Origin of the sequence: Bacteroides muris (ex Fokt et al. 2023), assembly GCF_024704895.1 — a bacterium.
Taxonomy (GTDB): Bacteria; Bacteroidota; Bacteroidia; order Bacteroidales; family Bacteroidaceae; genus Bacteroides; species Bacteroides muris.
Genome location: NZ_JAMZEE010000002.1, coordinates 122,551 through 145,495, shown reverse-complemented (window position 1 = coordinate 145,495; position 22,945 = coordinate 122,551). Strand labels below are relative to the sequence as shown.

The following is a 22,945-nucleotide window of genomic DNA, read 5'->3' as shown; positions in this document are numbered from 1 at the left end:
GTCAAGGTGACAGACCGGATGAAAAGTAATTAGTAATTTGTAACTGAAGAAGTGGAATCGATTTTAATTACAGGAGCAAGCGGATTTATCGGAAGTTTCATCGTGGAGGAGGCGTTGAGGCGCAAGTTCGGCGTGTGGGCGGGTGTACGCTCGTCCAGCAGCCGCGAGTATCTGGGTGACCGCAAACTGCATTTCCTCGAATTGGATTTTGCGCACCCCAATGAACTGAGGGCGCAGCTTTCGGAACATAAAGGAACCTACAATAAGTTTGATTATATTGTCCATTGTGCCGGTGTAACGAAGTGTGTGGACAAGAACGAATTCGAGCTGGTGAATTACCTGCAGACCAAATGCTTCATCGATACGCTGAGGGAGCTGGACATGATTCCCAAGCAGTTTATCTTCATCAGTACGCTGAGTGTGTTCGGCCCGGTGCGCGAGAAGACCTACGACCCGATTATGGAGAGCGACACCCCTTCGCCCAATACCGCCTACGGACTCAGTAAACTGAAAACAGAACTTTATTTGCAGAGCGTTCCGGGTTTCCCCTACGTCATCTACCGGCCGACGGGTGTATACGGGCCGCGTGAGAAGGATTATTACCTCATGGCAAAGTCCATCCGGCAACATACGGACTTTTCCGTGGGCTTCCGCCGCCAGGACTTGACGTTTGTATATGTAAAGGACATCGTGCAGGCCGTCTTCCTCGGGATAGAGAAGCGGGTGTCACGCCGCGCCTATTTCCTGGCTGACGGGAAGGTGTACAGCAGCCGTGCTTTTTCCGACTTGATAAGGAAAGAACTGGGCAATCCGTTTGTTATTCGCCTGAGATGTCCGTTAATTGTATTGAAAGTCGTATCTTTGCTCGCTGAATTCTGGGCGAAGCGGCAGAACAAGACCAGTACGCTCAATTCGGACAAGTATAGAATAATGAAACAACGCAACTGGCAGTGCGACATCACACCGGCTGTCGAGGAACTGGGCTTCAGTCCTGAGTACGATCTGGAACGGGGTGTAAAGGAAACCATTGCCTGGTATAAGGATAAGGGATGGCTTTAGATTTATTTAGAAGGGTAGAAACCCGTAAGGGGCTTTTTGCGGTAGAGAAGGTTACGCTGATATACAATCTGCTGACCTCCATTCTCATTCTGTTTCTCTTTCAGGAAATGGACCATCCGGTGCAGATGCTTGCAGACCGTGCCGTCATTGCAGGCATGACCTTCCTGCTGATGTGGCTTTATCGGCTGGCGCCCTGCAAGTTCTCCGCCTTTGTGCGCATAGCCATCCAGATGTCGCTGCTTTCTTATTGGTATCCCGACACCTTTGAGTTCAACCGGATATTTCCCAATCTCGACCACGTGTTCGCGTCGGTGGAGCAGTGGATGTTTGGTGGACAGCCTGCCGTGTGGTTCTGTGAAAGGTTTCCGCAGATGTGGGTGAGCGAGCCGTTCAATATGGGATACTTCTTCTATTATCCGATGATTCTGCTGGTGGTGGTGTGGTATTTCCTTTATCGTTTCGACCTTTTCGAGAAGGTTTCGTTCGTCATCGTCACCGCTTTCTTCATCTATTACCTTATTTATATCTTCGTCCCCGTTGCCGGGCCGCAGTTCTACTTCCCCGCCATTGGAAGCGACCATGTGGCGCAAGGTATCTTCCCGTCCATCGGTGACTATTTCCATCACCATCAGGAACTTCTTCCCGGTCCGGGCTATGAGCACGGCTTCTTCTACAATCTGGTGGAGAGTTCCCAGCAGGTGGGTGAGCGTCCCACGGCAGCTTTTCCCAGTTCGCACGTCGGAATGTCTACGGTACTGATGATTATGGCATGGCGTGGCAGCAAGCGTCTGTTTGCCTGCCTGTTTCCTTTCTATCTGCTGCTGTGCGGGGCCACGGTCTATATCCAGGCACATTACCTGATAGACTCTATCGTGGGTTTCGTATCGGCTTTCGGCATTTATATCCTGGCTACGTGGATGTTCAAGCGATGGTTTGCGCAGCCGATGTTTAAATGACCGTTTTTTATACAAATATATCTTGGTGGCGTCATGCTTGCGCAGCGTTTTCATTTCATCCGCTGAATGAAGCTGATTCAGTCACTGACTGAATGCCTTTCACTCACTGACTGAATGCCTTTCAGTCAGTGACTCATTCTACCCCCTTATGTAAGGTGTTCTGGGAGGGGTAGGAGCAAAAACGGTCAGCAAGTAGGATGGTGGTAAAAATGTGAGACAACCGTTTAAGGTAGCAATGGCTCTATTTCCTTGAAGATGCGGTACAGTTCCTCCTTCGTCTCTGCCCGCAGCATGGCTATTCGGGTATCGCGGAAGTTGGGAATCCCTTTGAAGAGTGGGCTTGCTGCCAGGTGGCGGCGTACGTGCAGTATGCCCCGTCGCTCGTCCAGCAGGTTGACGCTGTCTTCCACTTCCTGGCGGAGTACGTTCAGCCTCCACTCGGAACTCAGCGGAGGGAGTTCTTCGCCCGTCTCCAGATAATGCTTCACTTCCTTAAAGAACCACGGGCGGCCGAAGCTGGCACGGCCTATCATGATGGCGTCCACACCGTAGAGGTCGAAGCACTCTTTGGCCCGTTGGGGAGTGGTGATATCACCGTTGCCGATGATGGGAATGTGCATGCGTGGGTTCTTTTTCACCTCGCCGATAAGAGTCCAGTCTGCCTCACCGGTATACATCTGGGCGCGGGTACGGCCGTGAATGGTGAGGGCGGCAATGCCACAGTCTTGCAACTGCTCGGCAAGGCCGACGATGATTTTACTGTTGGCATCCCAGCCCAGGCGGGTCTTTACGGTGACGGGAATCTTCACGGCATCTACCACGGCACGGGTGATTTCCAGCATCAGCGGAATGTTCTGCAGCATGCCGGCACCGGCACCCTTGCCTGCCACGCGTTTCACGGGGCAGCCGAAGTTGATGTCCAGCGTGTCCGGACGTGCCTGCTCCACGATGCGGGCGGCCTCTACCATGGTGGCGGTGTCCCGTCCGTATATTTGTATGGCCACGGGCCGTTCTTCATCGCTGATGTTCAGCTTCTGCCGGGTCTTGCCTACGGAGCGTATCAAGGCATCGGCAGAAACGAACTCGGTATATACCATGTCTGCTCCGAAGTGCTTGCACATCAGGCGGAAAGCAGGATCGGTGACATCCTCCATCGGAGCTAAAAATATGGGACGTTCGCCCAGGTCTATGTGGCCTATTTTCATGAATCGATTGAACTAAATGATTATTTCACTGCAAAAATACGGAAAAAAGCCTACCTTTGTATCATTCATTTATTTAACTGATATGGAATTATGAAAAAAGGTTTGGTTTTAATTCTGATATGTGTAGCAATGTTGTTTGCTGCCGCGCCTTCGGCTTTGGCACAAGTGCCGAGTGATGAGTATAAGGCTACATTGGAAAAAATGCTGGAACTGTCCGGCGCTATGGCGTCGGCAAAGACTATGGTGCCGCAGATGGTTTCTATGTTGAAGCAACAGTCGTCGGCATCGGCTTCTTTCTGGGACGGTTTTCAGAAGAAATGGGAAGGAAAGTTTGGCAGCAGGCTGGCAGAACTTTATGCTCCCGTTTATCAGAAATACCTCACACTGGATGATTTGAAGAAAATCGTTGCTTTCTATGAATCGCCTGTCGGAAAGAAACTGGGTGCTTCTACTCCTGCCATGATGACTGAGGGTATGCAAATAGGGCAAAAGCTGGGAATGGAGATTGCCGCTGAACTTCAACAGGAATTGCAGGCACAGGGAAAATAAGTTACTAGCTACTAGCAGCTACGAGTGCCTTTCGGAACAGAGCCCGGCCACTTGTAGCCCGTAGCTCAAAATATATGATTTATGGATTTGAAAGATTTCGAAATCATGGCACCGGTAGGCTCACGCGAATCTCTCGCAGCAGCCATACAAGCGGGTGCCGACTCCATCTATTTCGGTATCGAGAACCTGAACATGCGTGCCCGTTCGGCCAATACCTTCACTATCGACGATCTGCGGGAAATAGCCCGGACGTGCGACGAGCATGGCATGAAAAGCTACCTCACCGTCAATACCATCATATACGACCATGACATCCCGCTGATGCATACTATCGTAGATGCGGCAAAGGCGGCAGGCATCTCGGCAGTCATTGCCGCCGATGTGGCGGTGATGAGCTATGCCCGCCGGATAGGGCAGGAGGTACACCTCAGCACACAGCTCAACATCAGCAATGTGGAAGCTCTCCGCTTCTATGCGCAGTTTGCCGATGTGGTGGTGCTGGCACGCGAACTGAATCTGGAGCAGGTGGCGGAAATCTACCGCCATATCCGTGAGGAGAATATCTGCGGCCCCGGCGGAGAGCAGATACGCATAGAGATGTTCTGTCACGGTGCTCTTTGCATGGCGGTCAGCGGAAAGTGCTACCTATCGCTGCACGAAATGAACCACTCGGCCAACCGCGGGGCCTGCATGCAGGTATGCCGCCGCAGCTATACGGTGCGCGACAAGGAGACGGATGTAGAGCTGGAAGTGGACAATCAGTATATCATGTCGCCCAAGGACCTCAAGACCATCCACTTCATGAACAAGATGCTGGATGCCGGTGTGCGTGTCTTCAAGATTGAGGGGCGTGCCCGCGGTCCCGAGTATGTGCGTACGGTGGTGGAATGTTATAAAGAGGCCATCGGGGCTTATCTGGACGATACGTTTACCGATGAGAAAATTGCCCGATGGGACGAACGCTTGAAGACGGTCTTCAACCGTGGCTTCTGGGATGGCTACTACTTGGGACAACGCTTGGGCGAATGGACCAAGAACTACGGTTCTGCCGCTACGGAGCGTAAAATCTATGTGGGCAAGGGCATCCGATACTTCTCCAACATCGGTGTGGCGGAGTTTCTGGTAGAGGCGGCCGAAGTGAACGTAGGCGACAAACTGCTGATTACGGGTCCCACGACGGGTGCCGAATTCGTCACTCTGGACGAGGCGCGCGTTGATTTGAAACCCGTGCAGACCGTGAAGAAAGGAGAGCATTTCTCGATGAAATCGGTGAAAATACGTCCCAGTGACAAACTCTACAAGCTGGTTACCGTAGAAGAACTGAAGAAGTTCAAAGGATTGGATGTGGAGAAGCAACGCGGTTGACCTATAAGAAAATAATCGGAAAACCATGTATAAAAGGTGTATCATTTTAAGGCGAAAGTGTATCATTTTACGCTGATGAGACATTTTCGGGTTAAAATGATACAGCATGAAGAACATTATGGAAAAGTATATTTATGAATTGGCGATGAAGGTGCGCGACTATGAATGCGACCTGCAAGGCATCGTCAATAACGCCAATTACCAGCATTATCTGGAACATACGCGTCACGAGTTTCTTCTGTCTGCGGGTGCCAGCTTTGCTGCTTTGCACGAGCAGGGGGTAGACCCGGTGGTGGCACGCATCAGTATGGCTTTCAAGACACCTCTGAAAAGCGGTGACGAGTTTGTTTCCAGGCTTTATATGAAGAAGGAAGGCATCAAGTATGTCTTTTATCAGGACATTTTCCGTGCTTCCGACGGTAAGGTATGCCTCAAGGGGATAGTCGAAACCGTGTGTGTGTTCAATGGCCGCTTGAGCGACAGCGAACTGTTCGACCGCCTCTTTGCTCCTTATCTCAATCCGTGTGGGTCTGTGTAATCCGTGGTGAGATGAACAGTGACGAACGCATTTGCAGTATAGCCCTCACGCTTTGTCCCGGTATCGGACATATTGGGGCGAAACGTTTGATAGACGGGGTGGGGAGCGCTGTCGAAGTGTTCTTCCAGCGGGAGGAACTTCCCGAAATCATGCCCGGTGTGAATCCAGGAATAGTAGCGGCCCTTGACTGTCCTGCTGCCTTTCTGCGTGCCGAACGGGAGATGGAGTTCGTGGAGAAGAACCGCCTTTCCTGCCTGACGTTGAAGGACGGGGCTTATCCTTCCCGCTTGCGCGAATGTGAAGATGCACCGATTGTACTTTTCTTTAAAGGGAACACCGATTTCAATCGCCTGCATGTCATCAATATGGTAGGTACACGACGCGCTACCGACTACGGCAAGCAATTCTGTGCCGACTTCCTGCGCGATTTGGCCGTTCTTTGTCCCGATGCGCTGGTAGTAAGCGGGCTGGCCTATGGCATAGATATCCATGCCCATCGCGCTGCCTTGGCAAATCATCTTTCCACCGTTGCCGTTCTTGCTCACGGACTGGACCGCATCTATCCGTATGTCCATCGGAAAACAGCCATCGACATGCTGCCGCAAGGCGGTCTGCTGACCGAATTCCTTACCGGGACGAATCCGGACAAGCATAATTTCGTCAGCCGCAACCGTATTGTGGCAGGTATGAGTGATGCTACCATTGTTGTGGAGTCTGCCGCAAAGGGAGGTTCCCTTATCACTGCCGAACTGGCGGAAGGGTATCATCGCGACTGCTTTGCCGTTCCGGGCCGTATCACGGATGAATCCTCCATCGGTTGCAACCGGTTGATACGTGACAACAAGGCCGCCCTTATCCAGGATGCGGAAGAATTTGTGCGGATTATGGGCTGGGCTGTAGCGGAGCAGCCTGTCCGGATAGAAGGCATTCAGCGTAATCTCTTTCCGGAACTGACGGAAGAGGAGGAGCTTGTTGTGCGTATCCTTATGCGACAGGGAGACCTCCATATCAATGCGTTGGTGGTGGAAGCGGATATCCCCGTCAACCGGATGAGTGCCTTGCTTTTTGAACTGGAGATGAAGGGAGTGGTCAAGGCAATGGTGGGCGGGGTCTATCACTTGCTGGCTTGAGCGCGCAGCTCTTTTGCCTTATATGGACGGTTTCCCGTATCTCATATGGGCATCTTGGTGGTGGCGGCAGGCCGTTGGAAACAGCCTGCGGCAAATAGGATTATGGAAAGAAATGCGAGTACCGTTTTTTTCATCATGGGCTCGGAGAAACGTATGGGCATAAAAAAAGGAGTACCGCTGTACTCCAACCTTTGTTAACCTTAAATCTAATACTATGAAAAAAATCACGTCACAAATATAGGACTCTTTTTGTAGTCCTCCAAATTTCTGTATTCTCCTGCTACTTCTTTTGTATTTCTTTCACTGAATTTCACTGTTTCCGTACACGGATTGACTTTTTGAGAGAATATGAAGACTTACGTATGTCTATATGATATATGTCTATACGGCTCTTTTCATTTAAGGGCGATAACTCCTTCTAGCTCCCTTAAATGAAGCCTGTGTATATGTCTGGGAAGAAAATGGTTAAAAAAACTCCTCCGACGGTTTCCCGGCGGAGGAGTCTCTTGTGATATTAATCAAATATAGTGAAAGCTGGGTGATAAATCTGAGTTTGTTCAAGGGTTTATCCGAAGCACATCCTATATTATTTGCAGAAAGACCGTATTAGTCTTTCAGCTTCGCAATGATGAAGTCGCGGTTCAAGCGGGCGATGTTGCTGATGGAAACATTCTTCGGACATTCGGCCTCGCATGCACGGGTATTCGTACAGTTACCGAAACCAAGTTCGTCCATCTTGCTCAACATAGCCTTGGCACGGCGCAATGCTTCCGGTTTGCCCTGAGGCAGCAGGTTCAACTGGCTTACCTTGGCAGAAACGAACAACATGGCAGAACCGTTCTTGCAAGCAGCTACACATGCGCCGCAACCGATACAGCTGGCAGCATCCATTGCCTCGTCAGCGATGGGCTTCGGAATAAGGATGGCGTTGGCATCCTGGGGAGCGCCGGTACGTACACTGACATAGCCGCCTGCCTGCATAATCTTGTCGTAAGCCGTACGGTCTACCATCAAGTCCTTGATAACCGGGAAACCGGCAGAACGCCACGGTTCAACAGTGATGGTATCACCATCGTTGAAGCGGCGCATATAAATCTGGCAAGTCGTAGCGCCGGTTGCAGGACCGTGGGGGTGTCCGTTGATGTAGAGCGAACACATACCGCAGATACCTTCGCGGCAGTCGTGGTCAAATACCACCGGTTCTTTACCTTCAGAAATCAGCTGTTCGTTCAGGATATCCAGCATTTCGAGGAATGAAGTATCGCCCGGAATATCTTTCATTTGGTATGTTTCAAAAGCGCCTTTTGCTTTCGGACCCTTCTGGCGCCATACCTTGAGCGTAAATGATATATTTTTATCCATTTTCTTTAGTTCTTTAAATGTTCAACTTCCCGATTAGCTCTTGTAGTTACGAGTCTGTACCTTGATTGCTTCGTAGACCAGCGGCTCTTTCAGCAATACCGGTTCCTTTTCGTCAGAACCCTGGTATTCCCAGCAAGCCACGTAGAAGAAGTTTTCATCGTCACGCTTGGCTTCGCCTTCTTCAGTCTGGTATTCTTCACGGAAGTGACCGCCACAGCTCTCGTTACGGTTCAGCGCATCGTAAGCGACCAGTTCGCCCATAGTGATGAAGTCGTACAGACGGATGGCCTTGTCGAGCTCTACATTCATGCCTTCCTTGTCGCCGGGGATGAACAGTTCTTTCTCAAATTCCTTGCGTACTTCTTTCAGTTTCTTCAGACCTTCCTTCAGGCCTTCAGCCGTACGTCCCATACCTACATATTCCCACATGATGTGACCCAGTTCCTTGTGGATAGAGTCAACAGACTTCTTACCCTTGATGTTCATCATCCAGTCAATCTTGTCCTGAACGGCCTTTTCTGCGGCTGCAAATTCGGGCAGGTCGGTAGAGAAACGGGGAACTGTAATCTGGTCGGCCAGGTAGTTCTGGATAGTGTAAGGCAATACGAAGTAACCGTCGGCCAGACCTTGCATCAGCGCAGAAGCACCGAGTCGGTTTGCACCGTGGTCGGAGAAGTTGCATTCACCGATGGCAAACAGACCCTTGATGGAGGTCATCAGTTCGTAGTCGACCCAGATACCACCCATAGTGTAGTGGATAGCCGGATAAATCATCATCGGATTGTGTTCGGGGTTCACGTCGGTGATTTCTTCGTACATGTCGAAGAGGTTGCCGTAACGTTGACGAACCACGTCAACGCCCAGACGGTTGATGGCATCGCCGAAGTCGAGGAATACGGCAAGACCGGTATTGTTTACGCCATAACCCTTGTCGCAACGTTCTTTGGCAGCGCGGCTGGCAACGTCACGCGGAACGAGGTTGCCGAATGCCGGATAGCGGCGTTCCAGATAGTAGTCGCGGTCTTCTTCAGGAATATCTTTTCCTTGCAGTGTGCCTTCCTGCAGTTTCTTGGCGTCTTCCAGCTTCTTCGGAACCCAGATGCGGCCGTCGTTACGCAGAGACTCGGACATCAAAGTCAGCTTGGACTGCTTGTCACCGTGAACCGGGATACAAGTGGGGTGAATCTGTACGTAAGCAGGGTTGGCAAACCAGGCACCTTTACGGTAGCAAGCCATTGCTGCAGAGCAGTTACATGCCATTGCATTGGTAGAAAGGAAGTAGGCATTGCCGTAACCACCGGTAGCGATTACCACGGCGTGGGCGGCAAAACGTTCCAATTTACCGGTAACGAGGTTCTTGGCGATGATACCGCGGGCGCGTCCGTCAATGAGGACAACGTCTTCCATCTCGTAGCGTGTGTACAGTTTTACGGTACCTACGTTCACCTGGCGGCTCAATGCAGAGTATGCACCCAGCAGCAGCTGCTGTCCGGTCTGGCCTTTAGCGTAGAAAGTACGTGATACCTGGGCACCACCGAAAGAACGGTTGTCCAGCGTACCGCCGTATTCGCGGGCGAAGGGAACACCTTGTGCAACGCATTGGTCGATAATATTGTTGGATACTTCGGCCAGACGGTAAACGTTGGCTTCGCGGGCGCGGTAGTCGCCACCCTTTACTGTATCGTAGAACAGACGGTACACAGAGTCACCGTCGTTTTGGTAATTCTTGGCAGCATTGATACCGCCCTGCGCAGCGATGGAGTGAGCACGGCGCGGAGAGTCCTGAATGCAGAAGTTGAATACTCTGAACCCCATTTCGCCCAGAGAAGCGGCAGCACTGGCACCGGCAAGTCCGGTTCCTACTACGATGATGTCCAGACGACGTTTGTTGGCAGGGTTTACTAATTTTTGGTGAGCCTTATAATTGGTCCATTTCTCAGCCACCGGTCCTTCCGGTATTTTAGAATCTATCTTAGTCATAATGCAATTTACAATTTAGTCATTTACAATTTGAATTTAGCAAGCGCCGCACAATGATTTTGCAAAGAATACGACAACTACCAGAGCGAAGCAGAGGACAACGATAGTAGAATAGATGTTGGAGATACATTTCCAACGGTTAATCCATACTTTGTTGTTCCAGCCCAAAGACTGCATGGAGCTCCAGAAACCGTGAGTGAGGTGGAACCACAATGCGCCCAGCCAAACGAGGTAAAGCACTACGAATACCGGATTGCTGAATGTGTTTTGAATGTGATGGACACCATTGGCTGCATATGCCAGCGTGAGGGTGTCGGCATGCATGCCCATGTTGTGCATCAACTCGGGAAGCTGCATTTTAGCCCAGAAGTTTACCAGGTGCAGACCCAAACCTACAATTACGATGATACCCAGTACGAGCATGTTCTGAGAAGCCCATTCCACAGTCTTGGGCTTTTCTGTAACGGCATAGCGTTCGCTACCACGTGCCTTACGGTTCTGCATAGTCAGCCAGAAAGCGTAGATGATGTGGATGATGAATAAGGCCGCCAGACCTGCCGTGGCCACCAGCGCGTACCAATTTGCTCCCAGGAACTCACAAACCATGTTGTAGCCATTAGCCGAGACTAATGCTACCAGGTTCATCGCCATGTGAAATGTCAGAAACAGGACAAGGGCGATACCGGTAACGCTCATCACCACTTTCCTTCCTACAGATGAATTACTTAACCACATAAATGATTGAATTTAAGTTATTTAATAGTTTGAAAATTTGTTCTATCAGGATACTTCTGTAAATGTCTCGCAAAAATAGGAGAAATCCAGCGATAAAGCAAGCGATTAAAGAAATAATTCCGTAATCCGGCAGAATGCGAAGTTTGTTCTCAGCGCGCGGGGTGTGTCTCCGAAAGGGTCTTTGCAGAAGTGGGCAAACTTTTCCACATTCTTCATCTTGTCGTAGTTCTGAATGACGAAATACCGGAAGTTTTATCTATTTATCCTATCTTTGCGTCAAACTAATATGAAGGACTTATGAAGAAGGCTGTTTTTTTTGTATTTTTTATGTGCCTTGTTGTATCCGGTCTTTCGGCACAGAATTGGGATATCAACACCTTGCATCGGGTTAACAGTTGGGATGGTAAGTTTGTCCGTAACTATAATAAGCTGATTTCGCGTTCGGAGCCATACATCGCTGTCGGTGTTCCGGTGGCGATGGCCGTTGCCGCCTGGATAAGACATGACAAAGGCTTGCTGAAGGATGCGGTTTATGTGGGCACAAGCGTGGCCGGAGCTTTTGTCGTGACATACGGAATGAAGCATCTGGTGGGTCGTGAGCGCCCGTACGACAAATATCCCGACAGAGTGCATGCATATAGCCGTGAAGGCAGCCCGTCTTTCCCTTCCGGACATACGGCGACGGCTTTCGCCCTTGCCACTTCTCTCAGTGTAAAGTACCCTAAATGGTACGTGATAGCTCCGTCTGCCTTGTGGGCGTGTTCCGTGGGAGTTTCCCGCATGAATGAAGGGGTACATTATCCGTCGGACGTACTGGCGGGGGCGGCGATTGGCGCGGGATGCGCCGTAGTCAACGTCTATGTTAACCGCTGGCTGAATAAATGGCTGTTTGCAGACTGATACGGGAGGGTTTGACAGACACTTGTGCCTGTCAAACGGGTATATTGCTATCGTATGATGGTGCTGTAGATGTCTTCGTTCAACACCTTTAAGGCTTGCTGCACGCTGTTGTTCGTGGTGTTCATCACCCGGAAGTACTCGTTCATGTCCCATAGGTCGCGGGCTATCAGGGCTTTGAGCTGTGTCTTGATAAGCGGCAGGGATTGGCTGTACTGCTTCTCGTCGAACTTGATTTTTTCCTTTTCTGCCAGGGTGCGTATCTCCGTCAGGAAGTTGTCGTCTATCTCGAACTTTCCGTCGAAGGTTTCGAACTTCTTGTATTTGCCCTGCAACTCTTTCCGGTGCTTCTCTATGTAGCTCGTAGTGGCTTTGATAACCACGCCTTTGGCCACAAGATTGCGGTGATAGTCTGTGTACTGGGTGGTGTCGATGGGCACGAAGAAGTCGGGCATGATGCCTCCGCCTCCGTAGACGGTACGTCCCATACGCTTGGTCTGCGCCTTCAGGGAGTCAGCAAAGTGGATGCTGTCCGCATGAATCATTTCTCCGTGGTTGAAGCGGTCTATCAGTTCCTGGTTGTATTTCTTCTGGTTGTTTTCGCCGGTCGGACGGCTGTCAAGGTTGGCGGTGCTGTCGTAAGGCTTCTGAATGCAGCGGCCCGAGGGAGTATAGTAGCGGGCTATGGTCAGGCGAATCATGGAACCGTCCGGCAGGTCGATGGGACGCTGCACAAGTCCCTTGCCGAATGTACGGCGTCCTACTACCACACCTCTGTCCCAGTCTTGGATGGCTCCGGTCACGATTTCGCTGGCAGAAGCGGAGTACTCGTCTACCAATACGATGAGGCGGCCGTTCCTGAAGTTGCCCGTACCCTTGGCAAAGAAGTCGCTGCGGCGTGCGGCTCTTCCTTCGGTGTAGACGATGAGTTCCTTTTGTTTCAGAAACTCGTTGGCAAGGTCGATGGCGGCATTCAGATATCCTCCTCCGTTTCCTTGCAGGTCGAGGATAAGGTCTTTCATTCCTTTCTTCTGCAGTATTTTCAAGGCCTTTGCAAACTCTTCGGCGGTGGTGGCTCCAAAGCGGTTGATGCGTATATAGCCGGTTTGGGGCTGTATCATGTAAGAGGCGTCCAGACTGAGAATGGGAATTTTGTCACGCTTCACGGTGAAGTATAATGCATCGTCCACGCCACGGCGCACGACGGTCAGTTTCACCTCCGAGTCTTTTGGTCCGCGCAGGCGGCTCATGATGTCTTCCGTGCTCATTTTTACTCCGGCAATGGCGCTGTCATTGACGGCTACGATACGGTCGCCGGCAAGGATACCCACCTTCTCGGAGGGGCCGTTGCTGACGGGTTGTATCACGAGCAGCGTATCTTCCATCATCTGAAATTGTACGCCGATACCCTCGAAATTGCCTTGCAACGGTTCGTTCATCTTTTTCACTTCTTCGGCATTGTTGTAGGTGGAGTGCGGGTCGAGCTGCGCCAGCATCTTGATGATGGCTTCTTCCACCAGCTTGTCTTCATCCACCTTGTCCACATAAAGGTTGGTGATGGCAAACTCTGCCATTTGCAGTTTGCGCAGGGCTTCATTATTGTTCGGCTTTTGCGCTTGCGCCGTCACTGCGCATATACATATTATAATTGTAAATAGTTTCTTCATCATTTCCATTTTGGTTCTTAATCCCTAATCCTTGATTTCCATTCCTTCGGGTATGAACATGCTGATGTCCTTTCCGTATTGCAGCAGTTCGCGCACGATGGTGGAGCTGACGCAGGTAAGTTCCGGCTCGGTGAAGAGCAGGATGGTTTCTATGCCGGTCAGCTTGCGGTTGATGTCGGCAATGGTTTCCTCGTATTCGAAATCCTTCACGGTGCGTATGCCGCGTATGATCAGGCCGGCGTCTACCTGCCGGGCAAAGTCGATGGTCAGGCAATCGTATGACTGCACGATGATGCGCGGCTCGTTCCGGTAGTAGTCCCGTATCATCTGCTCGCGCTTTTCCAGGGGGAAATACGTGTTCTTGTTTTCGTTGATGCCTATGCCTATGACGATTTCGTCGATGAAGGTCAGCGCACGGCTCACTACCGAAGAGTGTCCGATAGTAAACGGGTCGAATGTTCCCGGAAAGATAGCTCTTCTCATGATGCCAAATCTTCTTCTATAACCAGGTTGTTGATAATAAAGTTTTGCCGCTCCATGGTATTTTTGCCCATGTAGAACTCCAGCAGCTCTTTTACGAGGTCGGTCTTGCGCAGCGACACTTGCTCCAGACGCATGTCCTTGCCGATGAAGTGGCGGAACTCGTCGGGCGAGATTTCTCCCAGACCTTTGAACCGTGTGATTTCGGGATTGGGTCCCAGCTCGTCAATGGCTTTCACACGTTCCTCCTCGGTGTAGCAATAGCTTGTCTTCTTCTTGTTGCGCACGCGGAAGAGCGGGGTTTGCAGGATGTATACATGTCCCTTCTTTATCAGGTCGGGGAAGAACTGCAGGAAGAATGTGATAATCAGCAGGCGGATGTGCATGCCGTCCACATCGGCATCGGTGGCTACGATGACTTTATTGTAGCGCAGCGTCTCTATGCCGTCTTCTATATTCAAGGCCGCCTGGAGCAGGTTGAATTCTTCGTTTTCATAAACCACTTTCTTGGTAAGTCCGTAGGAGTTTAGCGGCTTGCCGCGCAGGCTGAATACCGCCTGTGTATTCACGTCGCGGCTCTTGGTGATGGAGCCGCTGGCCGAGTCTCCCTCGGTGATGAAGATACACGATTCGGCCTCCTGGTCCTTGCCTTTGCCGTCACTCAGGTGGTAGCGGCAGTCGCGCAGCTTGCGGTTGTGCAGGTTGGCTTTCTTGGCACGTTCACGTGCCAGCTTGGTGACACCGGCAATGGCTTTGCGCTCTTTCTCGGAGTCTTGTATCTTTTGCAGCATCACTTCGGAGACGAGCGGGTTCTTGTGAAGGTAGTTGTCCACTTCCGTCTTGATGAAGTCTCCCACGTATTTGTTTACTGTGGGGCCGGCGGGTTTGCCTTCCTGCGGCACGGCGGGCCACATGTTGTTGCTTCCCAGTTTCGTTTTGGTCTGGCTCTCGAACATGGGTTCCTCCACGTCGATGGCGATGGCGGCTACCAGGCCGTTGCGTATGTCGGCATACTCCTGGTTCTTGTTGTAGAACTCCTTGATGGTACGGGCAATGTGCTCCTTCAGGGCAGTCTGGTGTGTACCGCCTTGGGTGGTGTGCTGTCCGTTGACAAAGGAGTAGTACTCTTCGCCGTATTGGCTGGTGTGCGTGAAGGCTATCTCGATGTCTTCTCCTTTCAGGTGTATGATGTCGTAAAGGCCTTCGCTGGTCATGTTGTCTTTCAGCAAGTCCTCCAGTCCGTGGCGGGAAACGATGCGCTGTCCGTTGTAAATAAAGGTAAGCCCCGTATTCAGGTAGGTGTAGTTGCGCAGCAGCGTTTCTACAAACTGGTTCTGGAAGGAATAGTTGTAGAAGAGCGTGTTGTCCGGCTCAAAGAAGATATAAGTTCCGTTTTCTTCCGTCGAATCCTCGGTTGCGTCGCTCAACAGCGTTCCTCTTTCAAAGATGGCGGTGCGTACCTTGCCGTCGCGGTAGCTGCGTACCTCGAAACGGTTGCTCAGCGCATTGACCGCCTTGATACCCACACCGTTCAGCCCGACGCTTTTCTTGAAAGCCTTGCTGTCGTACTTTCCTCCGGTGTTCAGCTTGCTGACCGCCTCTATCAGCTTGCCTTGCGGAATGCCTCGGCCGTAGTCGCGCACGCTGACGCGCAGATTGTCTTCTATAGTCACTTCTATGCGTTTTCCGGCACCCATCTTGAACTCGTCGATGCTGTTGTCCATCACTTCTTTCAGCAACACATAGATGCCGTCATCGTTCTGGGAGCCGTCGCCCAGGCGACCGATGTACATGCCTGAACGGACACGGATATGCTCCATGTCGTCCAGGTGGCGGATATTGTCGTCGGTATATGATACTGTTGGTTCGCTGAATTGCAGACTACCATTGATATTCAGTTCTTCTTCCATGGAATTTTGATTGTTAGGGATACTTGGTCATTTGTCTTTCTGCCTTAAGTTCTTTTCCGTTTTCTTGGTATATGCCTCGCCTTTGGGCAAAAGATATTCAAATAGAACGGTGTCATCTACTATTTGGACATGAAATATAAAGAACGCCCGATAACTGCCTATGCGGATACGGTATATGTGATTATAGTTTATCAGCCTCTTGCAATCGGTGATTTCTTTGATGCTTTCCGCTTGTTCTACCTCTAAAATGGCAGTACGGAGCGATTCTTTAACTTTGCCGGACAGCTTTTCGGCTGATTTTATAAATGATTTGGAGAAGGAGGCTTTCATATTCCAAGCCATTTACGGAACTGCTCCTGTTCTTCTTCGCTTGCCGGAGAGAGTCCCTCCGGATCGGTTTTTATCAATTGCTGATAGGTGGCGGAGTCGTCAATGTCTTCCACATCTTTGGCTATCAGGTTTTCGATATATTTCTTCAGATTCATTCCATTGGCAGCTGCTTTTATGGAAAGATATTTGAATACATTCTCGGGTATATCAATCACTTTTCTTTTCTTGGGCATTATTGTGGCTTCCATATCTCTTCTTTTTGTTTCTTCGCAAATATATAATTTATATATGATATATACAAAAGGAAGGTCTTGTGTTTATTGAAAGTTCACATACTCCAAAGGACTATGCCATCTGCGGTTATCCTATCTCCTTCACAAAGCATCTTCTCCTCTTGTGCTGTTCCGTCCTGAAGTACTCCCATTGTGCCTGTACCTTGCCGTTCAGCTCCAGCTCCGGATTGCTTTCGGCATACTCGAAACCAAGTTGCTGGTAGACGGGGATAAGGTCGGAGAACAGCAGTGCGTTGACGCCCTTGTTCTGGTATTCCGGTTTTACGGCAACCAGCAGCAGGTCGAGCATTTTAGGATATTTCTTCAGGAAGATGGTCTTGGCCAGGTGATACCAGCCCATAGGGAGCAGGCGTCCGCGGGCTTTCTGCAAGGCCTCGGCAAGAGACGGCATGGAGATGCCTACGGCGAGCAGCTGGTCGTCGGCATCGGTAATCAGAGTCACCATGCGCAGGTCGAGGATGGGCAGGTACATCTTGACGTATTGGTCTATCTGCCGTTGGCTCAGCGCCGAGTAGCCGTAGAGTGGCCGGTAGGCTTCGTTCATCAGCTCGAAGATGGCCTGGCCGTAGTCTTGGGCAATCTTCTTGGCGGATGTATATTTCTTTACCTTGAGGTTGTACTTGCGCCGGATGAGGTCGGAGATGCGCTTGTGCTTGTCGGGTATGGCATCCGGAATGTAGATTTTATACTCCACCCAGTCGGCGTCCTTCTCGAAGCCCATGCGTTCCAGGTGCTGCGGGTAGTAGGGATAGTTATAAATGGTGGCCATGGTGCCCAGTTGGTCGAATCCCTCAACAAGCATGCCTTCGGCATCGAAGTCGGTGAATCCCAGCGGGCCTTGTATATACGTCATTCCCCGTTCTTTTCCCCATTCTTCCACGGTGCGTATCAGGGCATCGGATACTTCCGCATCGTCGATGAAGTCTATCCACCCGAAGCGTACTTCCTTCTTGTTCCAGGTTTGGTTTGCCTTGTGGTTGATGATGGCAGCTACACGTCCTACGATTTTACCTTCCCGATAGGCCAGAAAATAGTCGGCTTCACAGAATTCGAATGCAGCGTTTTTCTTCTTGTTGAAGGTATTGAGCATGTCGTCGAAAAGGTCGGGGACGGAATAAGGGTTGTTTTTGTATAGCAGGTAGTTGAAGCGGATAAAGCGCTCCAGTTCCCGTCGTGTGGTAACTTTCTTGATTGTAATTGCCATAATTGTTCAATATTGGGTTCGCAAAGGTAATGCAAACTGAGAGCAGAACAAAATAAGCTTGCTTATTTTTTATGCCCTGTGTCAGAGGTTGCATATCAGTACAGCCATGTAGGCCGCGTAGCAGAGCATCAGAATGCTTCCTTCGATTCGGGTAATGGTGCGTTTCCCGAAGAACAAGCCGAACAGCCAGAGCAGGATGCCCGCCCCCACGAGTACCCACAAATCGAGATTGGTGATGCCCGTCAGACGCATTGGGGTGATGGAAGCCGAACAGCCCAGCACGAAGAATATGTTGAAGAGATTGCTTCCGATGGCGTTTCCGATGGCTATTTCGGGGTTTTTCTTCAGGGCGGCTACGATGGAGGTGGCAAGTTCGGGCAGTGATGTGCCGCCTGCCACGAGCGTAAGGCCTATGACGGATTCGCTGACGCCCAATCCGCGGGCTATGCCGCCGGCGCCGTCTACAAAGAAATTGCCCCCGATGATGAGTCCGGCAAGTCCGCCGAGAATGTATAGGGCAGACTTCCACACCGGCAGCAGCCTGATTTCATCCTCTTCCTGCAGGGGCTCCTTTTCGGGGTTCGTCGTGTCTCCGTCCCTTTTTGCGATGGCAAAGGTGTAACTCAGGAAAATGGCAAAGAAGCACAGCAGCAGCAGTCCGTCGGCAATGCCGAGCATGTTTTCCTCACTGCCGTCCAGAAAGACGTCGTTGGCGCAAATCAGCAGGGCGACGGACGAAAGTATACAAAGGGGGATTTCGCGTTTCAGCGTATTACGGGTGATGACTATCGGAGCGAAAAGGGCCGTACAGCCCACAATCATCAAGGTATTGAATATGTTGCTTCCCACCACATTGCCGATGGCGATGTCTGCGCTGCCTTTCAGGGCGGAGGATATGCTGACGGTGAGTTCCGGTGCGGAAGTGCCGAAGGCGACAATGGTAAGCCCGATGACGATGGACGGTATGCGGAAACGTTTGGCAACGGATGCGGCGCCGTCTGTCAGCCCATTGGCGCCCAGAAGAATGAGGAGCAGTCCTCCGACAAGAAGCAATATATCCATAGGTGTGTTGATTTTGGGTGCAAAGATAGTGCAAACTGAATGCAGAACTGCCATGTTTGCAAAGAAAAGTTATGTTGGTTTCATGGCTCTTTCCTTTTAGCTTGTCTGTTTCTGGCCGATGTGACCGCATTCTCCCCTTGCCGTCGTCTGGCGGACTATTGATAAAGACGCACAAGATGGCATCTTATGCTGTATGAGATGGGCATCTCGAACAACACGGGATGGCATCTTGTGCAGGGGAAGGTATAGGGGTTGGTGTCTTATCCCGTAGCCTGGCAGCGGATAAGTACCTTCTTTCCGTCTGCCAGGGTAGTGGCAAATAGATAAGTGTCTCCCCCTTCGGCCAGTTTAAGCCGTTTGCGCAGTTCGGCCACGGTGGCGGGGAAGTTGCGCACGGTGAGGTTCGCCTTTTTCTCGGCGGCCAGCATCTCTTTCACTTCTTTCTTGCCGAAGCCGCAGGAGGAGGTAATCCGGAACTTGCGGCCGGGGAAGTCGGGAAGGAGGCTGTCCGAAGTATAGAGGTGGCTGTTGGGATGCAGCTTTTCAATCTTATATAATGAGGAAAGGCTACGGAATGCACCGGCTTTCAGCACGGAGGCATTCGGTTCGTAGAGGTATGGCTTCAGAAGGGGGGTGTAGGGGCATGCGCACTCTTTCTCTTGTCCGCGGGTGAAGACGAGGGCTTGGGGAGCCGGGGCGGAGGTGAAGTTGACGCAATGTATGGGAATGTCGTCTGTAGGCAGCGTTTCGCCTTGCCCCAGCAAGAGCAGCAGCTCCTTGCATTCGTTGCCCACGGAGACGATGTGTGCCTCTCGTACATGCCTCAAGTCGTTCAGGGCAAGGGTGAGGTCGAGCATGGGAGAGAGCTTTACCAGCACGTGCCGTGCCTTGCGCAGCAGCAGTTCTTCGAGGGCGGACACATCGGGTTCGCAGTCGCCGATGGCTATGGTCTTTCCGCCGTGTCCGTCGCGGCGGGCAGGGTCTATGAAGATGCAGTCTGCGGGTTCCATCTCTTGCAGATGGCGGACGCTGTCTGCGTGGCACACGGAGATGTGGTTCAGGCCGAGGGCGGGAAAGTTGTGCGCGGCTATCCGGCAGAGTGTTTCCTGGCGCTCTACGTAAGTGGCGTGTCCGAAGCAGGAGGAGAGGAAGGCGCAGTCGATGCCGAAACCTCCGGTGAGGTCGGTAAGGGTGCCGGCCGATGCGGGAGTGCTGTTTTTCGCGTGAGTGCCGGCTTTCGCGGGATGTTCTTGTCCTGTTCTTGGCAGGTTGCCTATGATTTCCGCTTTATATTGTGCCGTCACCTGGGAGGAGCATTGCTCCAGAGAAAGGTGGGCGGGGTAGAGTATGTTCTCGTTCTCGGCCCATGCGGGTATCTTCTCTTTGGCAATCTGCCGGCCTGAAATCTGTGTGATGGCGGCGGGCATGTCTACCGAAGGGTAGCGGCGTGCCTGCAAGGCAAGGCTGCGCACGTCGTCGCGGTGATGCTCGCGGATGAAGCGGAGGGTGTCTGGGGATAGAGGCATGGTTTGGCTTATTTATTTCTATGCAAACTTACTGAAAAAATATGATTCTAAGTTTTGATTCCTTTTAACTTCCTTAAATGAAGCAGTGTGCTTGGGTTTTAAGGGATTACCCGGTATTTCTCCTTCGCCGTCTGCCTGCCGACGCGGTTGAAGTGCCACCATTCGCTGGGTAGCGGGCGGAATCCGGCTTCTTCCATTACCTGCCGCAGCAGCAGGCGGTTGGCGCGTTCTTGTTCCGTCAGCTTGCCTTGTGCCACGAGTGCGGCTTCTTCCGTGATGTGGGCTTCTTTGCCCAGATGGTCTACGGGGGTGCCCATGGGCAGGGGGAGGCCTTTGTCGTCGAGTATGCTGATGTCCACTGCCAGTCCGTAGTTGTGCAGGCCGCCGCCGCGCGAGGGGTTGGAGACGTAGATGTATTTGGAGGTGCCTTTCACTGTGTCCCACATCTTCCGCTGTACGGACAAGGGGCGCGCCGCGTCGTAGACGACGAGGCTGTAGCCGGGATGCCGCTCCCGCAGCAGGTGTTGTGCCTGCTTCAGACTCTTCATGGCATCGGGGTGCAGGTAGGCTTCTTTCAGGTCTTCGTACAGTATGGTTCCGGTGAAGTTGTCGGCACGGGTGTACATCAGGTCGATGGCAATGCTGCTGTCCGCTTCGGCAATGTTGACGAAACCGAGGGAGTCCAGATAGCGGGCTGTACGGCTTTTGACCGGGGCAGGAGGGGCGGGGGCTTCTTCTATGGAGTCGGAACATGCGGCATCCCTTTCCATTGTGTCCGCGCGTTGTATTTGCCTTTGCGGTGGTTGCTTCCCGCCGCAGCCTTGCAGCGCGCAGGCCGACGGCAGCAGTAGCAGGCAGAAGAGGAGTTGTTTCATTTTGCAAGACATATTCCTGTTACAAGGGGCATTTCCGCTACAAGACATTCGCGGCGGTAAGGATTGATTTCATCAGCGCTATGTCCGAACGGACTTCTCCCTGCATCAGGTATTTGTCTTTCCGTCGGCAGGTGGTGTCGTAAATTTCCTTTGCCTTTGCCGCGTCCTTGTCCCGGCAGAGTGCCAGGGCGCAGAGCAAGCGCTGCTTGGAAGACGTCACATCCTTGTATTGCCGGATGTAGGCATTCAGTTCGTCGGTATATAATTCTTCTGCCTGCGCGGTCTTGTTTGTCACCAGGGCGGTGAAGAGCAGTTCGCAAGCGGTTTCCTTTATCAGAAGCCCGATGACTTCGTGCCGGTGGTCCATCACTCTGCCGAACGCGTGGTGGGCGGCTTCCCATTCTTCGAGGTCGAGCAGGCGCGAGGCGTGCATCAAGGCTATGGTGGCTTGCAGGGCATTCTTGTAGTCGATGCCTTCCGCTTGGCCGAACCATTCGGCAGGCATGTCTTTGGGGCGCATGCCCTCCTGCACCAGTGCATTGACGCGTAGCTGGGTGACCAGTGCCTGCTTGCTTTTGCTGTCCTTGAGAAGCAGGCGCATGTTGTCGGCATCGTTGCCGATGCCGCCTATCTTCATGGGGATTCCGTTCATCAGTGCAAGGAAGAGGCCCGTCAGGGAGAACGTCAGGAGAAAGAATTTCAGCAGATAGGGCAGTCCGTCTGCGGCGAGTAGCGGAAGGAAGGCAAGGATGGCGGCCGACAGATTGGCAAGCACTCCGCCCAGGTTGTACAAGGCGGTGGGGATGTATGCCAGAGGCTTTTCGGGCGGGGCAAGCAGGCATTGCCCTCCCGTTCCGGCAATGCTGAAGCGCCTGATGCACAATTTCCCGTCTTTGCGGATGAAGGTAAGGCTGAAGATGCGGAAGGAGACGAAGCGGTAGCCGGTGGCCAGTCCGCAGACAAGATGCCCGCCTTCGTGCAGAATCACTTGCAGGAAGATGGAGAGCAGCAGAAGCAGTATGGCGGCCAGAAAGACTCCTGCCATCTGCAGGGCGCCGAATTCGGAAAACCTGCTGCATACACTGTCGAGCGAGTCTCCTATGACCAGCGTTCTTACGCCTATCATTCCTCCCGCGCCGATACACGCTCCGACTATGAAGCTTCCTGCGAGATTGAGTATTTTCTTCATTCTGGTTCTGTGGTGGCCTCTACCGGTAAGGGCATACCGGCAGAGGGTATTATCCGGTAAACCGGTTTATTTCTTCTTTGCAGGAGGTTCGGGTGTGGGGGCGGCAGGTTGCTTGGTCTCTTTGATGGTGTTGCAGTTGCCGTTGAAGCAGGCGGTGGGTTCCACTTCCAGTTTGCAGGTATAGATGTCTCCCTCCATCAGGCATCCCGATTTCAGGATGAGTTTGTCCGATATATGTATGTCTCCTTTCAGCGTGCCTTCCAGTATGGCCGAGGCGGAAGTCACCTTTCCCGTCACCTTTCCTTGGGGGCCCACCACCACCGTTTTGTGGCATGTGATGTCTCCTTCGATGGTTCCGTCTATGCGCAGGCTTCCTTCCACGTCCACCGTTCCTTTCAGGATGGTGCCTACGGCTATGGTGGTCAGTTTCAAGGGTTGGGCTGTGGGGCTGAGATACTCTTCGTTGTTGTTCTTCTTCTTGCTAAACATAGTATGGATGATGTTTGAAGTTTGTTGTTTTCCTTGTATTTTCTGCAAAAGTAGGCAAAAAAAACAAATGGTAAAAGAGGGGGATGGAGATTTTTTGGAAGACAGAATGGATGGAGGAAGCCCCCCTTCCGGAGGGGGGCTTTA

Annotated in this window: 22 protein-coding genes; 7 read left to right on the top strand and 15 right to left on the bottom strand. The window is 51.8% G+C overall.

The window, feature by feature from the left end; translation table 11 throughout:
* The first annotated feature begins 51 nt into the window (after positions 1-51).
* Positions 52-1,059, top strand: a complete 1,008-nt coding sequence (locus M1B78_RS01360; protein ID WP_257939685.1) for an NAD-dependent epimerase/dehydratase family protein — start codon at positions 52-54, stop codon at positions 1,057-1,059.
* On the top strand, positions 1,050-2,015 hold the full coding sequence (locus M1B78_RS01355) for a phosphatase PAP2 family protein (RefSeq protein ID WP_257939684.1): 966 nt from the start codon (positions 1,050-1,052) through the stop codon (positions 2,013-2,015). The genes M1B78_RS01360 and M1B78_RS01355 overlap by 10 nt, the downstream gene beginning before the upstream one ends.
* 224 nt (positions 2,016-2,239) lie before the next feature.
* On the opposite strand, the gene dusB is transcribed toward M1B78_RS01355, so the two are convergent.
* A complete protein-coding gene (gene dusB / locus M1B78_RS01350) occupies positions 2,240-3,220 on the bottom strand; it encodes a tRNA dihydrouridine synthase DusB (RefSeq protein ID WP_136009188.1) in 981 nt (326 codons plus the stop codon).
* A gap of 90 nt (positions 3,221-3,310) precedes the next feature.
* Between dusB and M1B78_RS01345 the strand changes: the two genes are divergently transcribed.
* The 4 genes from M1B78_RS01345 (at position 3,311) to dprA (ending at position 6,802) form a co-directional block, all read left to right on the top strand.
* On the top strand, positions 3,311-3,769 hold the full coding sequence (locus tag M1B78_RS01345) for a DUF2059 domain-containing protein (RefSeq protein WP_136009189.1): 459 nt from the start codon (positions 3,311-3,313) through the stop codon (positions 3,767-3,769).
* Between the two features lie 81 nt (positions 3,770-3,850).
* On the top strand, positions 3,851-5,134 hold the full coding sequence (locus tag M1B78_RS01340; protein WP_176468101.1) for a peptidase U32 family protein: 1,284 nt from the start codon (positions 3,851-3,853) through the stop codon (positions 5,132-5,134).
* Between the two features lie 118 nt (positions 5,135-5,252).
* On the top strand, positions 5,253-5,672 hold the full coding sequence (locus tag M1B78_RS01335) for an acyl-CoA thioesterase (protein WP_257939710.1): 420 nt from the start codon (positions 5,253-5,255) through the stop codon (positions 5,670-5,672).
* 11 nt (positions 5,673-5,683) lie between these two features.
* The gene (gene dprA, locus M1B78_RS01330) at positions 5,684-6,802 is read left to right on the top strand and encodes a DNA-processing protein DprA (RefSeq protein ID WP_136009191.1); all 1,119 of its coding nucleotides are present in this window, start codon (positions 5,684-5,686) and stop codon (positions 6,800-6,802) included.
* Positions 6,803-7,408: 606 nt separating this feature from the next.
* Here dprA and M1B78_RS01325 read toward each other — a convergent pair.
* Genes M1B78_RS01325 through M1B78_RS01315 form a run of 3 tightly spaced genes read right to left on the bottom strand, consistent with a single transcriptional unit; the run spans position 7,409 to position 10,879 of the window.
* Complete coding sequence (locus M1B78_RS01325; protein WP_005830925.1) at positions 7,409-8,164, bottom strand: succinate dehydrogenase/fumarate reductase iron-sulfur subunit; 756 nt, start codon at positions 8,162-8,164, stop codon at positions 7,409-7,411.
* A 33-nt stretch (positions 8,165-8,197) separates the two neighbouring features.
* Positions 8,198-10,144 carry a fumarate reductase/succinate dehydrogenase flavoprotein subunit gene (locus M1B78_RS01320; protein WP_136009192.1) on the bottom strand — a complete coding sequence of 649 codons (1,947 nt, stop codon included), beginning with the start codon at positions 10,142-10,144 and terminating at the stop codon, positions 8,198-8,200.
* A 36-nt stretch (positions 10,145-10,180) separates the two neighbouring features.
* On the bottom strand, positions 10,181-10,879 hold the full coding sequence (locus tag M1B78_RS01315) for a succinate dehydrogenase/fumarate reductase cytochrome b subunit (RefSeq protein ID WP_136009193.1): 699 nt from the start codon (positions 10,877-10,879) through the stop codon (positions 10,181-10,183).
* Positions 10,880-11,176: 297 nt separating this feature from the next.
* Here M1B78_RS01315 and M1B78_RS01310 point away from each other — a divergent pair, with 297 nt between their 5' ends.
* A complete protein-coding gene (locus tag M1B78_RS01310; RefSeq protein WP_257939683.1) occupies positions 11,177-11,779 on the top strand; it encodes a phosphatase PAP2 family protein in 603 nt (200 codons plus the stop codon).
* A gap of 47 nt (positions 11,780-11,826) precedes the next feature.
* On the opposite strand, the gene M1B78_RS01305 is transcribed toward M1B78_RS01310, so the two are convergent.
* From M1B78_RS01305 to M1B78_RS01255, 11 genes are all read right to left on the bottom strand, one after another.
* On the bottom strand, positions 11,827-13,443 hold the full coding sequence (locus M1B78_RS01305) for a S41 family peptidase (protein WP_176468125.1): 1,617 nt from the start codon (positions 13,441-13,443) through the stop codon (positions 11,827-11,829).
* Between the two features lie 24 nt (positions 13,444-13,467).
* A complete protein-coding gene (gene coaD / locus M1B78_RS01300; RefSeq protein WP_136009195.1) occupies positions 13,468-13,926 on the bottom strand; it encodes a pantetheine-phosphate adenylyltransferase in 459 nt (152 codons plus the stop codon).
* Positions 13,923-15,833 carry a DNA topoisomerase IV subunit B gene (locus tag M1B78_RS01295; RefSeq protein ID WP_136009196.1) on the bottom strand — a complete coding sequence of 637 codons (1,911 nt, stop codon included), beginning with the start codon at positions 15,831-15,833 and terminating at the stop codon, positions 13,923-13,925. The genes coaD and M1B78_RS01295 overlap by 4 nt, the downstream gene beginning before the upstream one ends.
* A 27-nt stretch (positions 15,834-15,860) precedes the next feature.
* Positions 15,861-16,163: a type II toxin-antitoxin system RelE family toxin gene (locus M1B78_RS01290; RefSeq protein WP_257930346.1), complete on the bottom strand. Its 303-nt coding sequence runs from the start codon at positions 16,161-16,163 to the stop codon at positions 15,861-15,863.
* The gene (locus tag M1B78_RS01285) at positions 16,160-16,411 is read right to left on the bottom strand and encodes a hypothetical protein (protein ID WP_136009197.1); all 252 of its coding nucleotides are present in this window, start codon (positions 16,409-16,411) and stop codon (positions 16,160-16,162) included. Before M1B78_RS01285 ends, M1B78_RS01290 begins: the two co-directional genes overlap by 4 nt.
* Positions 16,412-16,523: 112 nt before the next feature.
* Positions 16,524-17,660, bottom strand: a complete 1,137-nt coding sequence (locus tag M1B78_RS01280; RefSeq protein ID WP_257939682.1) for an N-acetyltransferase — start codon at positions 17,658-17,660, stop codon at positions 16,524-16,526.
* A gap of 81 nt (positions 17,661-17,741) precedes the next feature.
* Positions 17,742-18,722, bottom strand: coding sequence for a calcium/sodium antiporter (locus M1B78_RS01275; protein WP_016272294.1), 981 nt, complete (start codon positions 18,720-18,722; stop codon positions 17,742-17,744).
* 260 nt (positions 18,723-18,982) lie between these two features.
* Positions 18,983-20,248 (bottom strand): THUMP-like domain-containing protein, encoded by a 1,266-nt coding sequence (locus M1B78_RS01270; protein ID WP_257939681.1) that lies wholly within the window; start codon positions 20,246-20,248, stop codon positions 18,983-18,985.
* A 98-nt stretch (positions 20,249-20,346) separates the two neighbouring features.
* Entirely contained in the window at positions 20,347-21,123 is a 777-nt protein-coding gene (locus M1B78_RS01265; protein WP_257939680.1) for a M15 family metallopeptidase, read from the bottom strand.
* 37 nt (positions 21,124-21,160) lie between these two features.
* A complete protein-coding gene (locus M1B78_RS01260) occupies positions 21,161-22,312 on the bottom strand; it encodes a hypothetical protein (RefSeq protein ID WP_257939679.1) in 1,152 nt (383 codons plus the stop codon).
* A 66-nt stretch (positions 22,313-22,378) separates the two neighbouring features.
* Entirely contained in the window at positions 22,379-22,801 is a 423-nt protein-coding gene (locus M1B78_RS01255) for a bactofilin family protein (protein WP_016272305.1), read from the bottom strand.
* Between the last annotated feature and the right edge of the window lie 144 nt (positions 22,802-22,945).